Source organism: Microbispora siamensis, from assembly GCF_016863095.1.
Classification (GTDB): Bacteria; Actinomycetota; Actinomycetes; order Streptosporangiales; family Streptosporangiaceae; genus Microbispora; species Microbispora siamensis.
On the sequence record NZ_BOOF01000027.1, the window covers coordinates 99,222 to 115,034 of the forward strand.

Below are 15,813 nucleotides of genomic sequence, written 5' to 3' on the forward strand. Positions count from 1 at the left end.
TTCCCAAAAGATGACCATGAGTAGCCTCGGGTAATGCTCCTCCCCAGGCGCTCCCCGTCACTGCGAGCCCGGCTGGCACTCCTCGCCACCGGGACAGCGGCGATCCTGCTGATCCCGCTCGCGGTCGTGGTGCACGTGCTCGTCCGCGACCTGGTCGCGGACCGCATCTGGGACCGCAGCCTGGACACCGCCACGCACGTCGCCGCGCAGATCCGGGACGGGCGCCTGCGCAACCCCATCCCGACCGGCGGGAACGGCATCGACCTGATCGAGGTGACGGGGCCGGACGGCCGGGTCGTCGCCGAGAGCGCGGCGGCCAGGACCCTGCCGCGCCTCAGCCCGTTACGCCCGGCCCCCGACCGCGAGGTCACCCAGACGACGGCCTGCTCGCCCGCCGGGCACGACTGCCTGTACGTGACCGTGCTGCGGGTCTCCCCGGGGCCCGGCTCCGACCTCGTCTACGCGGGCCGGGCTGCCCCGGCGATCCTCAACACCCCGTTCACGCTGCCGGCGCTGCTCCTGGCGGCCCTGCTGCTCACCGCGCTCGCGGGCTGGACGGCGTACAAGGTGACGGGCCGCGCGCTGCGGCCGGTCGAGGCGATCAGGTCGGAGCTCGCCGAGATCACCGAGAGGAACCCCGGCGGCCGGGTGCCCGAGCCGCCCGGCGACGACGAGTTCTCCCGGCTGGCCCAGGCCGCCAACGACGCGCTGTCCCGGCTGGACACGTCGATCCAGCGGCAGCGGCAGTTCGCCGCAGACGCCTCGCACGAACTGCTCACCCCCATCGCCGGGATCCGGGCCCAGCTGGAGAGCGCGCGGCTGCATCCCGAGGACACCCCCGAGGCCGTCTGCGCCGCGCTGCGCGACACCGAGCGCCTGGAGGCGATCGTCGCCGACCTGCTCCTGCTGGCGCGGATCCCCACGGTTCCCGAGACCGCCCGGGAGGAGGTCGACCTGTCCCACCTGGTCGTCACCGAAGTCGAGCGGCGGTCGGAACGGCTGCCGACCCACCTCCACAACACCCCGGGGGTGACGGTCAGGGGCCTGCGCCGCCACCTCGCCCGGGTGGTGGCGAACCTGCTCGACAACGCCGAGCGGCACGCGCTGACGGTGGTCTGCGTACGGGTCGCGCGCACCGAGGACGCGGCCGTCCTGTGCGTACGCAACGACGGCAGGCCGATCCCCGAGGCGGACCGCGAGCGGATCTTCGAGCGGTTCTACCGCACCGACGCGGCGCGCAGCCGCGACCGGGGCGGCACGGGCCTCGGCCTGGCCATCGCCCGGGAGGTCGTGGAGGCCCACGGCGGCTCCATCCGGGTCGAGGACGTCACGGACGGCGAACCCGGCGTGCGGTTCGTGATCTCGCTGCCGCTGGCCCCGAGCGCCGCGGACGGTCCCGCCGCCGACGGCGCCGGCCCGTACGGCGACCCGTGCGGCGACACCCAAAGTTAAGGACCGCGCCCCTGGTCGTTCAGCCCAGTAACCCCCAACTGGAGAACCTGCTGGCTAGTTTTCGGGACACCCCGGCCCCCTGGGGTTCCCGATGTCGCAGGTAGAGGAGTCACTCGTGCGAGTGCTGGCCGTCGTCCCCGCCCGTGGAGGGTCGGTGGGCGTCCCGCTGAAGAACCTCGAGAAGGTGGGCGGCGTCCCGCTCGTCGCCCGGGCGGTGGACGCCTGTCTGCGCGCCGAACTGGTGGACGAGGTGGTCGTCAGCACCGACCACGACCGCATCGCCGAAGTGGCGGAGGGCGCGGGCGCCCGGGTCGTGCGCCGCCCCGCCGAGCTCAGCGGCTCGACCGCCTCCAGCGAGTCGGCCGTGCTGCACGCCCTGTCCGAGATCACCGGCGAGGCGCCCGAGGTCGTCGTGCTCGTCCAGTGCACCAGCGCGTTCCTCGATCCCCGCGACCTCGACGCCGCCGTCGCGAAGGTCCTGGACGGCGAGGCCGACTCGGTCTTCTCCGGCACCGAGACCTACGAGTTCGTCTGGACCGGCGCCGGCCACGGGGTGAACCACGACCCGGCCGTACGCCCGCGCCGCCAGGACCGCGAGCCCCACTTCCGCGAGACCGGCGCGTTCTACGTCATGCGTACGGAGGGCCTGCGCGAGCGCGGCCACCGCTTCTTCGGCAGGGTCGCGGTCCAGCCGGTGCCCGTCCGGCACGCGGTCGAGATCGACACCCCCGAGGACCTGGAGATCGCCCGGGCGCTCGCGCCGTTCGTGGACGAGCCGCTGCCGATCGACGTGGACGCGGTCGTCACCGACTTCGACGGCGTGCACACCGACGACCGCGCGTTCGTCGACTCCGACGGCCGGGAGATGGTCGCGGTCAGCCGCTCCGACGGGATGGGGATCGCGCTGCTGCGCCGGGCCGGTGTGAAGGTGCTCGTGCTGTCCACCGAGCGCAACCCGGTCGTCGCCGCCCGCGCCGCCAAGCTCGGCGTGCCGGTGGTGCAGGGCCTCGGCGCCAAGGACGTCGCGCTGCGCGAGTGGCTGGCCGCCGAGGGCCTGGCCCCCGAGCGGGTGGCGTACGTGGGCAACGACGTCAACGACCTGTCCTGCATGGCGATCGTCGGCTGGCCGGTCGCGGTGCCCGACGCCCACCCCCGGGTGCGCGCCGCCGCCCGCGTCGTGCTGTCGGCCCCCGGAGGCGCCGGAGCCGTGCGCGAGCTGTCCGACCGGGTGCTCGCGGCCCGCCCGGCCACCGCGCTGGAGACCGTCCCCGCCCCCGTCGCCGCGCCCCGCCACCTCGGGCAGCCGCGGCCGGTGCGGATCGGCAGGTCGCTGGTCGGCCCGGGCCAGCCCGTGTACGTGATCGGCGAGATCGGCATCAACCACAACGGCGACGTCGACATCGCCCGCAAGCTGATCGACGTGGCCGCCGACGCCGGGTGCCAGGCCGTCAAGTTCCAGAAGCGTACGCCGGAGATCTGTGTGCCGCTCGAGCAGCGCGACCAGATCCGGCAGACGCCGTGGGGCGAGATGACCTACATGGAGTACAAGATCCGGACCGAGTTCGGCGCGGACGAGTACGCCCACATCGCCAAGTACTGCGAGGAGCGCGGCGTCGACTGGTTCGCCTCGCCCTGGGACGTGCCGTCGGTGGAGTTCCTCGAGGACATGGACGTCGTCGCGCACAAGGTGGCCTCGGCCTCGGTGACCGACCACGAGCTGCTGCGCGCGCTGGCCGCCACCCGCAAGCCGGTCATCCTGTCCACCGGCATGTCCACGATCGAGGAGATCGACGCGGCGGTGGAGATCCTCGGCACCGAGCGCCTGGTGATGATGCACGCCACCTCGACCTACCCGCTCCCGCCGGAGGAGGCCAACCTCCGCATGATCACCACGCTCCAGCAGCGGTACGGCGTGCCGGTCGGCTACTCGGGGCACGAGCGCGGGCTGCAGATCTCGCTCGCCGCCGTGACGCTGGGCGCGGTGACCGTCGAGCGGCACATCACCCTCGACCGTGCGATGTGGGGCTCCGACCACGCCGCCTCGCTGGAGCCCACCGGCCTGGAGCACCTGGTCCGCGACATCCGCATCATCGAGACCGCACTCGGCGACGGCGTGAAGCGCGTCTACCCGGGCGAGGAGGCCCCCCGGGCCCGCCTGCGCCGGGTCACCGCATGATCACTCTCTCCGTGATCGTGCCGGTCCGGGACGGCGAGGCGTACCTCGGGGACGCGCTCACGTCGCTGGTGCGCAACCGGACGCGCGAGTTCGAGACCGAGGTCGTCGTCGTGGACGACGGCTCGGCGGACGCGACGCCGGAGGTCGTCGAGGACTTCCGGCGGGACCTGCCGGGGCTCACGGTGGTCCGCAACCCGGTGCCGCTGGGGCTGGCCGGCGCCCGCAACGCCGGGCTGAAGCTGGCCGCCGGCCGCTACGTCACCTTCCTCGACGCCGACGACTGGCTCGCGCCCGGCTACCTGCCCCGTCTCGTCGCCGCCATCGACGGGCTCGGGTGCGACTTCGTGCGCGTGGACCACGTCCAGGTCGAGGGCCGCAGGCGGGAGACGCACCGGGCGCCGCAGCCGCGCCGCGGCGTCGTGCTCGACCCGCGCGACGGCATCCTGCCGGCCGACTTCAAGACGATGGTCGACTACCCCTATGCCTGGGCCGGGATCTACCGGCGCGAGCTGGACGACCTGCTGACCTTCCCCACCGGGCTGCACACCGCCGAGGACCGCCCGTGGATCTGGCGGCTGCACCGCCTGGCCCGGTCGTACGCCGTGGTCTCCCTCGCCGGGCTGTTCTACCGGCGGGGGCTGGCGGCCTCCCTCACCCAGATCGGCGACGAGCGTCAGCTCCACTTCTTCGACGCCTACGACATCGTGCTGGACGAGACCGAGCCGCGCTACCTGCCCAAGGCGGCCCGCAACCTGTGCGCGCTGCTCGCCCACCACGTGGAGCTGGCCGGCCGGTTCACCCCGGCCGTACGCGCCCGGTTCGACGAGCGGGCGCGGGCGGCGCTCGCCCGGCTGCCCCGCGAGACGCTCGCCGAGGCCGTCGGCGGCCTGGAGCCCGAGCGGGCCGCCCTGCTCAGCTCCTACCTACCGGGAGGGCCGCGTGCCTGACTCCACGCTGTTCTACGCCTCCACGCTGTTCGGCGCGATGACGCTCGCGGCGGCGATCGACGAGGGGCGGTTCCGCGACGGCGGCCGGATCCTCCTCGTGTCGAACAACGCGGCGATCCCGGAGGTCACCCCGGCGCTGGACGAGGCGCCGGGGTTCGTCGCGCTGCGCGACAGGTTCGACCGCGTCCTGTCCTGGAACGAGATCATCGCGCCGTTGCACCCGTCGGACTGGAAGCCCCGATCGATCGAGACGCCCATGCTCGGCCGCCTGCTGCGCGACCTGACCGGCGAGCCGGGCGAGCTGGTCCTGGAGTCGATCGCGGTGCCTCCGTCGCGTACGCTCGCGGGCCTGATCAAGGACTGCCCGATCACCGTCTACTCCGACGGCCTCATGAGCTACGGGCCGACCCGCGACCCGCTCCCGCAGGAGATCGCCGGGCGGATCACCCGGCTGCTCCACCTCGACCTCGTCCCGGGCCTGGCGCCCCTGCTCCTGGCCGAGCACGGGGTGCCGGCCGAGGCCCTGGCGGACGCGTCGTTCACGCGCGTGGTGGGCCGGGTGGCGGAGGCGGCCGAGGCGGCTCCCCGCGCCGAGGCGGTCGTCCTCGGCCAGTACCTGTCCGCGCTCGGCCTGGTCACGACCGCCGAGGAGGCCGCGCTGCACGAGCGCATGCTGCGCGGCCTGGCGGCGCGCGGCCACCGGACCGTGCTGTTCAAGCCGCACCCCGCCGCCGGGCGGCGGCACGCACGCGAGCTGCGGCCGGTCGCCGCGGAGCTGGGCGTCGACCTCCTCGTGGCCCCCGAGACGACGCCCGCCGAGGCGTGCTTCGCCGCGCACCGCCCCGAACTGGTCGCCGGGTGCTTTTCCACCGCGCTGGTGACCGCGCGGCGGCTGTTCGGCCTGCCGGTCGCGGCCGTCGGCACCGATCTCGTGCTCGAACGGCTCACGCCGTACGAGAACAGCAACCGGATCCCGGCGACGATCGCGGACGCCACGCTGCCCCGGCTCGAGGCCGACGGCACGATCACGGAGCCGCCCGCCGCCGACCTCGCCGCCCTGGTGGGGGCCGTGGGCTACTGCATGCAGAGCCCGGCCCACCCGGGGCTGCGCGAGACCGCGGCGGCCTACGTGAGCGCCCACGGACCGGCGCGCTACTTCAAGAAGCGCAGGCTGGAGACGCTCGGCCTGATCGAACGCCCGGCCGCCGCGCCGGCCCGCCCCGAGTCGCGCCTGCGCCGCCTGCTGTCCCGCTGAGCCGCGCTTGCGGGGCGGCGACGCGACCGGCGCGTCAGAACGCCTTGAGGTAGCGGCGCATCCGGCGCTTGGCGCGGTAGCCGTACCGCAGGACCTTGGGCGGCACGTCCAGGCGCAGCCGGGCGCGACGGCGGGCGGCGGCGTGCTCGGGGCCGTCGAGGAGCGAGCGCGCCGGCTCCAGCGTCCCCGCGCGGGCCGCGGCGACCAGCGCGGCGACGCGGTCGGTCCAGTCGCTGGCCGCGGAGTCGTGGAAGTAGTTGGCCCGGCACCACTCCTCCGCCGGCACCCGGAAGTCCGCCTTGGCGAGGTCGTCGAGCGTGCCCAGGCAACCGCTGCCCTCGAACACCAGGTTGATCATCTCCGCGCTGACCCCGAAGTCGGACAGCACGAGCAGCGGCACGTCCCCGGCGATCGCCTCGAGCGCGGCCGTCGAGCTGACCGTGACGAACCCGGCGGCGCGGCTCAGGTGCTCGTGCATCGGGCCGGCGGCGAAGCGCACGGCGCCCCCGGGCACCCGGCCCTCGGACTCCATCTCGGTCCACAGTCGCTCGTAGTGGTGACGTTCATTGTGCGTCTGCCGCTCGTCGTCGCGGGCCCGCAGCTTGACCACCACGTCAAGGTCGGGCCGGGCCCGCCCGAGCTCGGCCAGGGCGAGCAGGATCCGCTCCCGCTCCTCCCTGCGGCGCGGCACCTTGGCCTGGGTGGCGAACACGACGCGGTCGCGTACGCCCCCGGCGTCGTGCGCGCCCGGTTCGCGGGGCAGCAGGTCCAGGTAGGGCAGACGGGCCAGCGCCACCATCCCGCCTCCGCCGAGCCGCGCGCCGATCTCGGAGAACTCCGCGACCTCCCGGCCGCTGTGCACCACGAACAGGTCGCAGCCGCTGCGGAACAGCCAGGCCTTCTCCGTCGCGGGCACCGAGATGCCGGGCAGCCCCGACACCAGCACCGGCCGGGGCCGCAGCCCGGCCAGCGTCTCCGCCGCCAGCGCGTCCACCACCGGCCCGGTGCAGGCCAGCAGCACGACGTCGGGCCGGAACCTCTCGGCGGCCCGGCGCAGCTGCCGGGCCGGCAGCACCGGGGGAAGAGCGTCGCCGTGCGCGCGGGTGCCGCTCACCGCGGCGGCGATCTGCGCCGCAGAGGGGGCGATGGGAGTGCGGACGACGGCCAGATCCGTGACCCAGTCCTCCGGAGTCGCGTCGAGCAGGCCCGCGGCCCACTTGAGATACGAGTCGGAGTCGGCCACGGCGAGCAGACGGGTCAAGGAGCGACCTTTCCGGGATCGTGCGTTTGGGGCTGATGGGGTTCGTGCGCGAAGAGCTGGAGGTGGGAGCGCAGCGACGGGGCGGCCGAGGCCGTCCACCAGTCCTCCGGCACGTCCACGGTCTCCACCGGCACGCCCCGGGCCGACAGCAGGACGCGCAGCGAGGTCACCGCGGTGGACGGCAGGCTCAGCACCCGCTGGTCCGGCCGCAGGTCGCGCAGCGTCATCTCGGCGGGCGCTCCCGCGTCGTAGACGGTCAGCCCGGCGATCCTGCGCACCCGGTCGAGGTCCCCGGGGTCCTCCCGCCGGTGGGGGAAGTACGCGACGGGCTCGTCGATCCGCTCCAGCCAGCGCAGGTAGCGGTCGCGGTGGATGAGCCCGTTGCGTACGAGCGAGGTGCCGAGCACGACCGTGCGCTCCGGCGGCGGCCGGTCGGCGGGCTGGGCGCGCAGCCAGGCGAAGTCGTGCCGGACGAGCCGCGCGCCCGTGCCCCCCACGGCCTCGGCGAGGCCGGCGGGCACCGGAAGCGCGGTGAACACCGTGGGCCTGCGAGTGCGAAGGCGGAACCCGGCGGCCGCGGCGAGCACCTTGCGGCCGAGGCCCGGGGTCCCGCGAGCGCGCAGCAGCGGGCGCCGCGCGACCAGCAGTTCGAGCAGGCGGATCGTGGCCAGCCCGTCGTCCACCAGCACCGTACGGCCGGGGAGGGCCGTGACGAGGGCGAGCTGGACGCGCCCGGAGAAGGCGTCGCCCACCGCCCACACGCGGCCCGGCCGGGGAACCCGCTCGGCCGGCTCGGCGAACTCCAGCCCCTCGGGCAGCCCGAGCCGCTCGAGCTCGCGGCGGGTCAGCCGCAGCGCGGGCAACCCGGCCCTCGGCACCACTGTGGTGCCGGCCCCGAGGAGCCCCGCGTGGTGCGCCTCGACGACGCACAGCAGCTGCAGAGGGGACTCCACCCACGCGACGGCCTGCCCCTGCTCGGCGGCGTGGCGCCGTCCCTCGTTCTCCACGCGCCGTAAAGAAACGTTCACGACGCGCTCACCCTAGCCGCCCGACACGACGACGACGGGAACACGCGGTGAACAGACCCCGAAGGGATCTTCTCGGGGCATTACGGCAGCATGGGAGGCATGAACGTCATCACTTTGAACAACAACGTCCGGATGCCCCAGCTCGGCTTCGGTGTGTGGCAGGTGGCCGACGACGAGGCCGAGAAGGCCGTGGCGACGGCCCTGGAGTACGGCTACCGCAGCATCGACACCGCGAGGCTCTACCACAACGAGGAGGGCGTCGGCCGCGCCCTGCGCGCCTCGGGCATCCCCCGCGAGGAGCTGTTCGTCACCACCAAGCTCTGGAACGACCAGCACGGCTACGACGAGGCGCTGCGCGCCTTCGACGCCAGCATGCGGCGGCTCGGCCTGGAGACCCTCGACCTGTACCTGATCCACTGGCCGGCTCCCAAGCAGGACAGGTATGTCGAGACGTGGAAGGCCCTGGAGAAGCTGTACGCCGACGGGCGGGTGCGGGCGATCGGCGTGTCCAACTTCACCGTGAGCACGTTGGAGCGCCTGCTCGCCGAGGCCGGCGTGATCCCCGCGCTGAACCAGATCGAGCTGCACCCGCAGCTCGCCCAGCGGGAGCTGCGCGGCTTCCACGCGGAGCGCGGCATCGCCACCGAGGCGTGGAGCCCGCTCGGGCAGGGCAAGGGCCTGCTCGACCTGCCCGTCCTGGCCGAGATCGGCGCGAAGTACGGCAAGACGGCCGCGCAGGTGGTGCTGCGCTGGCACATCCAGCTCGGCAACGTGGTGATCCCGAAGTCGGTGACGCCGTCGCGCATCAAGGAGAACATCGAGGTCTTCGACTTCGCGCTGAGCCCGGAGGACATGGCCACGATCAACGGTCTCGACGAGGGCCGCCGTCTCGGCCCCGACCCCGCCACCTTCGGCTGACGGCCCCCGGCGGAGGATTCATCAGAGCCTCCCGCATAACGGACACGGTGCGGTCATGCGGTCACGCTGCGTACGTTTCCCCTGGCGAACGCATGGCAATGATTGCTGCCGTGCCCCAACCACGACGATCGAGAAACCTGTGGGCCGGGCTCGCCGCGGCGCTCCTGCTGTGCCTCGGGCTCACCGGCGCCTCCCGCGCCGAGCCCGCCCCCACGCTCGCGGCCCAACGGCCCAATATCGTGCTGATCCTCACCGACGACCTGGACGCGGCGGATCTGAGCCGGTTCCCCAACATCACCAACCTCCTGGCGCGCCAGGGCACCACGCTGTCCCGCTTCTTCGTCACCAATCCCTGGTGCTGCCCGTCCCGCTCGTCCATCCTCCGCTCGCAGTACATGCACAGCCACCAGGTGGAGAGCAACCGGTCGCCGACCGGCGGGTTTCCGAAGTTCCGGCCGCTGGAGGCCTCCACCCTCGGGACGTGGATGCACGACGCGGGCTACCGCACCGCGCTCATGGGCAAATATCTCAACAACTACCCCGAGGGCGCGCCGCGCACGTACGTGCCGCCCGGCTGGGACGAGTGGGACGTCCCCGTCACCCGCCTCTACCAGGAGTACGGCTACGCGCTCAACGAGAACGGCGTGATCCGGCGGTACGGCGACGCCCCCGAGGACTACCTGGAGGACGTGCTGAGCGCCAAGGCCGCCAGGTTCGCGACGGATTCCACCGGAGGAGACGCTCCGTTCTTCCTCTACCTCGCCCCGGTCGCGCCGCACCTGCCCGCGCACTACGCGCCACGCCACGCGGCCGCCTTCGCCGGCGAGCGGGCGCCGCGGACCGCGTCGTTCGACCAGGCCGACCTGTCCGCCGAGCCCCGCTGGCTCAGCGAGCGCACGCCGCTGTCGGCCGCGGACACGCGCCGGATCGACCGCGTCCACCGCGACCGGCTGCGCGCCATGCTCGGGGTGGACGACATGGTGGGCGCCCTGGTGGACGCGCTGAGCCGGGCGGGCCGGCTCGACGACACCTACATCTTCTTCACCTCCGACAACGGCTTCCACCTCGGCCAGCATCGGCTTCGGCCGGGCAAGACGACGCCCTTCGAGGAGGACATCCGGGTGCCGATGGTGGTGCGCGGGCCGGGCGTGCCGGCCGGGGGCGTGATCGACGCGCTCACGTCGACGGTCGACCTCGCGCCCACGTTCGCCGAGCTGGGCGGGGCCACGGTGCCGCCCACGGCCGAGGGCCGCTCGCTCGTCCCGCTCCTGCGCGGGCGCGACGTCCCGTGGCGCGACGCCGTCCTCGCGGAGTTCTACCACCCCTCTTACTCCCCGTCCTCGCCGCCCACGTACGCGATGGTGCGGACCGGGCGGTACGCGTACGTGGAGTACGAGACCGGGGAGCGGCAGCTCTACGACCTGCGGGACGACCCGGCGGAACTGCACAACATCGCGGCGACGGCCGACCCGGGCCTGAGGGCCGCGCTCTCGGCCCGGCTGGCGCTGCTGCGGGCCTGCTCCGGACCGGCCTGCCGGCTGGCGGACGCCGCCGGCACGGTGATCCCAGGCACAGTGATCCCAGGCACGGGGGTCTCGCTGGAGGGCGGAGTGTCCGTCGGGACGGCCCCCGGCGGCTGACGGGTGAGGCGACGGAGCGGATAAGGGCGGGCGCCCCGGCAGGTTGGGGGCGTCCGCTATTCATTTCTGCCCATATGGATATGGGAGCGCTCCCAAGCGTGGTATGTCCTACTATGTCCCATTGACCGGCTCTAACCACCCAGGGAGTAACAGTTAGGTTTCGGCATATTGACGCCCGCGTTGCTCATAGAGGACCCTTCGTGGGAGCGCTCCCAAACAGTGCGAAGCACACGGTGCGAAACCGCGCGAAGCACACGGTGCGAACCCGTGCGAAGCACACGGTGCGGGAGTACCGAGCACAACCTTCGATCGCGGGCCGTGAGATCGGGGACCGGCCTGGGATGCACCTCCCACGAACGATTCGGGATACCACCTGAGAGGGGTCCGGAATGATTGCAAACTCGCGCCGCGGCAGGCTGCTCGCGGTCGCCGCGGTGGCGGCGCTGGCTCTCGGCGCCACCGCCTGCCAGTCCGACGACAAGGGCTCCGACACCGCGTCGGGCGGCGGGTCCTCGGCGGCGGCCGGCCCCGTCACCATCACGCTCCAGACGTTCGGCGGCGGCAAGAACTTCGGCTACAAGGAGGCCGTCGACAAGTGGAACGCGGAGCACAAGGACATCCAGATCAAGTATGACAACCTGACCGACCAGTTCGAGCAGGTCTACTGGCCGCAGATGATCCAGTGGCTGCAGTCCGGCGCGGGCGCCGGCGACGTCGTCGGCATCGACGAGGGCGGCATGGGCCTCGCCAAGGCGCACCCCGAGTGGTGGGCCGACCTCGGCGAGTTCGGCCTGCAGAACCGCAAGAACGACTTCGCCGCCTGGAAGTGGGAGAACGGCGTCACCGCCGACGGCAAGCTGTTCGGCCTCGGCACCGACGTCGGCGGCATGAGCCTGTGCTACCGCCGTGACCTGTTCGAGAAGGCCGGTCTGCCCTCCGACCGCGATGAGGTCAGCAAGCTCTGGCCGACCTGGGACGACTTCATCAAGGTCGCCCACAAGTTCCAGGACAAGATCAAGGACACCAAGTTCGTCGACGGCACCAACACGCTCTACAACGTGGTCCTGGTGCAGGAGGGTGCCAAGAACGGCAACGTCACCTACTTCGACAAGGACAACAACCTGATCGTCGACAAGAACCCGGCGGTCAAGACGGCGTACGACTTCGCCCAGAAGATCAGCCAGGAGGGCCTCACGGCCAAGCTGCGCAACTTCACGCCCGAGTGGAACACCGGCATGAAGAAGTCGCAGTTCGCCACCCTCGGCTGCCCGTCGTGGATGCTCGGCGCGGTGAGCGGCGACGGCGGCGCCGGACCGGACTTCAAGGGCAAGTGGGACGTCGCGGCGGTGCCCGGCGGCGGCGGCAACTGGGGCGGCTCCTGGCTCGCCGTGCCGAAGCAGTCGAAGCACCCCAAGGAGGCGGCGCAGGTCCTCGACTACCTGACCGGTAAGGACGCCGAGGTCAGCGTCTTCAACTACGCCGGCAACATGCCGAGCAACGTCCAGGCGCAGCAGGACCCGGCCGTCCAGGGCGCGAAGAACGAGTACTTCAACGACGCCCCCGTCGGTGAGATCTTCGCCAAGTCGGCCGCCTCGCTCCAGCCGATCTTCCTCGGCGTCAAGCACGCCCAGGTCAAGAACGCCATCGAGTCGGTCGTCTCCGCCATCGACGACGGCTCCGTGCCGTACGCGAACGGCTGGAAGAAGCTCGTCGACGACGCCGTGAAGGCCGCGGGCTGATCACGCCCGCCAGGTGAGCACCGGCCCGCCGCAGCGGCACCCCGCCGGCGGGCCGGTCGCCTGCTTTCACCCGAAAGGTAACTTATGAGCCTGCACGTCGACGCCGGGCAACCCACCCGGGCACCGATGCCGCCCAGCCGGAGGCACGTCCGGCCGAGACCGGGCCGGTCCTTCATGACCTGGCTGGACCTCAAGGCCGCGCCGTACCTCCTGGTCTCTCCCTACTACCTGCTCTTCCTGGTCTTCGGACTCTTCCCGCTCGGCTTCACCCTCTACTACTCGTTCTTCGACTACGACCTCACCGGCACGGTCGAGTGGACGGGCCTCGGCAACTACACCGCCATGCTCGGCGACGCCGCATTCTGGAAGGCGGTCGTCAACACCCTCGCGATGTTCGTCATCGCGACGGTCCCGCAGATGCTGCTGGCCCTGCTGCTGGCCAACGCGCTGAACAAGCGGATGAAGGCACAGCTGTTCGTCCGGCTGGGCGTCCTGCTCCCCCTCGTCACCTCGGTCGTCGCGGTGGCGGTCGTCTTCACCCAGCTGTACGGCCGCGACTGGGGCGTCGTCAACTGGGTGCTCGGCTGGTTCGGCGCCGACCCCATCGACTGGAAGGCGGAGCGTCTCCCCTCCTGGCTCGCCATCGCGACGATGATCGACTGGCGCTGGACCGGCTACAACGCGATCATCTTCCTGGCCGGCATGCAGACGATCCCCAAGGACCTCTACGAGGCGGCCTCGATCGACGGCGCGTCCCGGCGGCGCCAGTTCTGGCAGATCACGATCCCGATGCTCCGGCCCACGATGATCTTCGTGGTGCTGAACTCCACCATCGGCGGTCTCACGCTGTTCTCCGAGCCGACCACGTTCTACAACGGCAACGTCCACGGCGGCACCAACAGCCAGTTCCAGACCGTCTCGATGTTCATCTTCGAGCAGGGCTTCCGCGAGTTCGACTACGGCTACGCCTCCGCGGCCGCCTGGCTGCTGTTCCTGCTCATCCTCATCGGATCGGCCATCAACTTCCTGCTCATCCGCCGGATCGGGGGCAACAAGTGACCACGCTCTCCGCGCCCGCCACCACGCGGCGGCGCCGCGCCAAGGCGCCGGGAGGTGCCGCCGGTCTCTGGACCGCCACGCCGATGACGAGGCTCGTCCTCGCGGTCACGATCATCATCTCGGCGTTCCCGCTGTACTACATGATCGTTATCGCCTCGCGCACCAACACCGAGGCGACCGACATGCCGCCGCCGTTCCTGCCGGGCGGCAAGCTCGGGGAGAACATCCAGCGGGTGCTGTCCAACCCCGACGCGCACTACCTGACCGGTCTCACCAACTCGCTGATCATCGCCGCCACGGTGACGGTATCGGTGGTGCTGATCTCGACGTTCGCCGGCTTCGCGTTCGCCCGGCTGAACTTCAGGGGCGGCAAGGTCCTGCTGCTGCTGGTGCTGCTGACCATGATGGTCCCGCTGCAGCAGATGGGCATCGTCCCCCTCTACCGCCTCATGGTCAGCCTCGAGTGGGTCGGCTCGATCAAGGCGGTGATCCTGCCGTACCTGCTCAACGGCTTCGGCGTCTTCCTCATGACGCAGTACACCCAGCAGGCCGTGCCGAACGAGCTGGTCGAGGCCGCCCGCGTCGACGGCGCCTCCACCCTGCGGATCTGGTGGAACGTCGTCCTGCCCGCCGTACGGCCGGGCATGGCGGTGCTGGGCATCAACACGTTCATGCTGATCTGGAACGACTTCATGTGGCCGCTGATCGTGCTGACGCCGGACAATCCGACGGTCCAGGTCGCCATCAACTCGCTCAACGCGAAGTACGGGACGGACTACGTGCTGATCTTCAGCGGCACGCTCATGTCGATTCTCCCGCTCATCGTCGTTTTCATCGCGTTCGGCCGACAGATCATCGGCGGACTCATGGAAGGTGCGGTCAAGGCGTGACAACGCAAGACACACGAACCGAAGCGGAGACGGCCGGCCTGATGTTCCCCACCGGGTTCGTCTGGGGCGCCGCCACCTCCGCCTACCAGATCGAGGGCGCGCTCACCGCGGACGGGCGGGGCCGCTCCATCTGGGACACCTTCTGCAGCCAGGACGGGCGGATCGTGGGCGGTGACACCGCCGAGATCGCGATCGACCACTACAACCGGTATCGCGAGGACGTCAAGCTCATGGCGGACCTCGGCCTCACCGCCTACCGGTTCTCCGTCTCCTGGCCGCGGATCCAGCCCGACGGCTCCGGCGCGTACAGCGCCAAGGGCCTCGACTTCTACAAGAGGCTCGTCGACGAGCTGCTCAGCTACGGCATCGACCCGTGGCTGACGCTTTACCACTGGGACCTCCCCCAGGCGCTCGAAGACGCCGGCGGGTGGCCGTCGCGCGACACGTCGAAGCGCTTCGCCGACTTCGCCGCGACCGTGCACGCCGAGCTCGGCGACCGGGTCAGGAACTGGAGCACGGTCAACGAGCCCTGGTGCGCCGCGTTCCTCGGCTACGCCTCCGGCGAGCACGCCCCCGGTCGGCGCGAGCCGGCCGCCGCGCTGCGCGCCGCGCACCACCTCAACCTCGCGCACGGCCTGGCCGTCCAGGCGATGCGGGCGCAGAACCCCGACTCGCTGATCGGCGGGTGCGTCAACGTGTACCCGGTCACGCCCGCCACCGGCAGCGAGGCCGACCAGGACGCCGCGCGCCGCATCGACGGGCTGCAGAACCGGTTCTTCCTGGACGCGCTGCTCAAGGGCTCCTACCCCGAGGACGTGCTGGCCGACCTGAGCCACCTGTCCGACATGGAGTTCATCCAGGACGGCGACCTGGCCACGATCGCCGCCCCGCTCGACATGCTGCTGATCAACTACTACAGCCGCTTCACCGTCTCCGGCGCGCCCGGCGGCGCCGCGTCCGCGGCCGCCGCGCCGACGGACTCCGGCTCGCCGTGGATCGGCAGCGAGCACGTGGGCTTCGTCAACGGCGGCCGCCCGGTCACCTCCATGGGCTGGGAGGTCGACGACAGCGGCCTGTACGAGATGCTGCGGCGGATCGCCGACGAGTACCCGCGGATCCCGCTCTACATCTCGGAGAACGGCGCGGCCTACGACGACGTGATCGGCGAGGACGGCGCCGTGCACGACCCCGACCGGGTCGCCTACATCGAGGCCCACCTGCGGATCTGCCACGCGGCCATCGAGTCGGGCATCCCGCTCCAGGGCTACTTCGCCTGGTCCCTGATGGACAACTTCGAGTGGGCCTGGGGCTACGGCAAGCGCTTCGGTCTCGTGTACGTGGACTACGAGACCCAGGCGAGGACCATGAAATCGAGCGCTTTGTGGTATGCCGACACCATCAGACACGGCGGCCTGCTGGGTCGGGCACAATAAGCGCAGACACGATAA

Annotated in this window: 12 protein-coding genes; 10 read left to right on the plus strand and 2 right to left on the minus strand. The window is 71.7% G+C overall.

Annotated elements, in window-relative coordinates:
- Window positions 1-33: 33 nt before the first annotated feature.
- The 4 genes from Msi02_RS22350 (at window position 34) to Msi02_RS22365 (ending at window position 5,830) form a co-directional block, all read left to right on the plus strand.
- On the plus strand, window positions 34-1,452 hold the full coding sequence (locus Msi02_RS22350) for a sensor histidine kinase (protein WP_204050094.1): 1,419 nt from the start codon (window positions 34-36) through the stop codon (window positions 1,450-1,452).
- Window positions 1,453-1,567: 115 nt separating this feature from the next.
- Entirely contained in the window at window positions 1,568-3,628 is a 2,061-nt protein-coding gene (locus Msi02_RS22355; protein WP_239108607.1) for an N-acetylneuraminate synthase family protein, read from the plus strand.
- The gene (locus Msi02_RS22360) at window positions 3,625-4,575 is read left to right on the plus strand and encodes a glycosyltransferase family 2 protein (protein ID WP_204050096.1); all 951 of its coding nucleotides are present in this window, start codon (window positions 3,625-3,627) and stop codon (window positions 4,573-4,575) included. Before Msi02_RS22355 ends, Msi02_RS22360 begins: the two co-directional genes overlap by 4 nt.
- Window positions 4,568-5,830 carry a polysialyltransferase family glycosyltransferase gene (locus Msi02_RS22365; RefSeq protein WP_239108608.1) on the plus strand — a complete coding sequence of 421 codons (1,263 nt, stop codon included), beginning with the start codon at window positions 4,568-4,570 and terminating at the stop codon, window positions 5,828-5,830. The genes Msi02_RS22360 and Msi02_RS22365 overlap by 8 nt, the downstream gene beginning before the upstream one ends.
- Before the next feature lie 34 nt (window positions 5,831-5,864).
- On the opposite strand, the gene Msi02_RS22370 is transcribed toward Msi02_RS22365, so the two are convergent.
- Both Msi02_RS22370 and Msi02_RS22375 read right to left on the minus strand, forming a co-directional pair.
- Window positions 5,865-7,091, minus strand: a complete 1,227-nt coding sequence (locus tag Msi02_RS22370) for a DUF6716 putative glycosyltransferase (protein ID WP_204050097.1) — start codon at window positions 7,089-7,091, stop codon at window positions 5,865-5,867.
- Window positions 7,088-8,119 (minus strand): hypothetical protein, encoded by a 1,032-nt coding sequence (locus Msi02_RS22375; protein WP_239108609.1) that lies wholly within the window; start codon window positions 8,117-8,119, stop codon window positions 7,088-7,090. Before Msi02_RS22375 ends, Msi02_RS22370 begins: the two co-directional genes overlap by 4 nt.
- A 99-nt stretch (window positions 8,120-8,218) precedes the next feature.
- Here Msi02_RS22375 and Msi02_RS22380 point away from each other — a divergent pair, with 99 nt between their 5' ends.
- The 6 genes from Msi02_RS22380 (at window position 8,219) to Msi02_RS22405 (ending at window position 15,798) form a co-directional block, all read left to right on the plus strand.
- Window positions 8,219-9,037 (plus strand): aldo/keto reductase, encoded by an 819-nt coding sequence (locus Msi02_RS22380; protein ID WP_204050098.1) that lies wholly within the window; start codon window positions 8,219-8,221, stop codon window positions 9,035-9,037.
- A gap of 110 nt (window positions 9,038-9,147) precedes the next feature.
- Entirely contained in the window at window positions 9,148-10,677 is a 1,530-nt protein-coding gene (locus Msi02_RS22385; RefSeq protein ID WP_239108610.1) for a sulfatase family protein, read from the plus strand.
- Window positions 10,678-11,066: 389 nt separating this feature from the next.
- Entirely contained in the window at window positions 11,067-12,416 is a 1,350-nt protein-coding gene (locus Msi02_RS22390) for an ABC transporter substrate-binding protein (protein WP_204050099.1), read from the plus strand.
- A gap of 174 nt (window positions 12,417-12,590) precedes the next feature.
- The gene (locus Msi02_RS22395) at window positions 12,591-13,475 is read left to right on the plus strand and encodes a carbohydrate ABC transporter permease (protein WP_239108611.1); all 885 of its coding nucleotides are present in this window, start codon (window positions 12,591-12,593) and stop codon (window positions 13,473-13,475) included.
- Window positions 13,472-14,365, plus strand: a complete 894-nt coding sequence (locus Msi02_RS22400) for a carbohydrate ABC transporter permease (protein ID WP_239108612.1) — start codon at window positions 13,472-13,474, stop codon at window positions 14,363-14,365. Before Msi02_RS22395 ends, Msi02_RS22400 begins: the two co-directional genes overlap by 4 nt.
- Before the next feature lie 41 nt (window positions 14,366-14,406).
- A complete protein-coding gene (locus tag Msi02_RS22405; protein WP_204050158.1) occupies window positions 14,407-15,798 on the plus strand; it encodes a GH1 family beta-glucosidase in 1,392 nt (463 codons plus the stop codon).
- Window positions 15,799-15,813 lie beyond the last annotated feature (15 nt).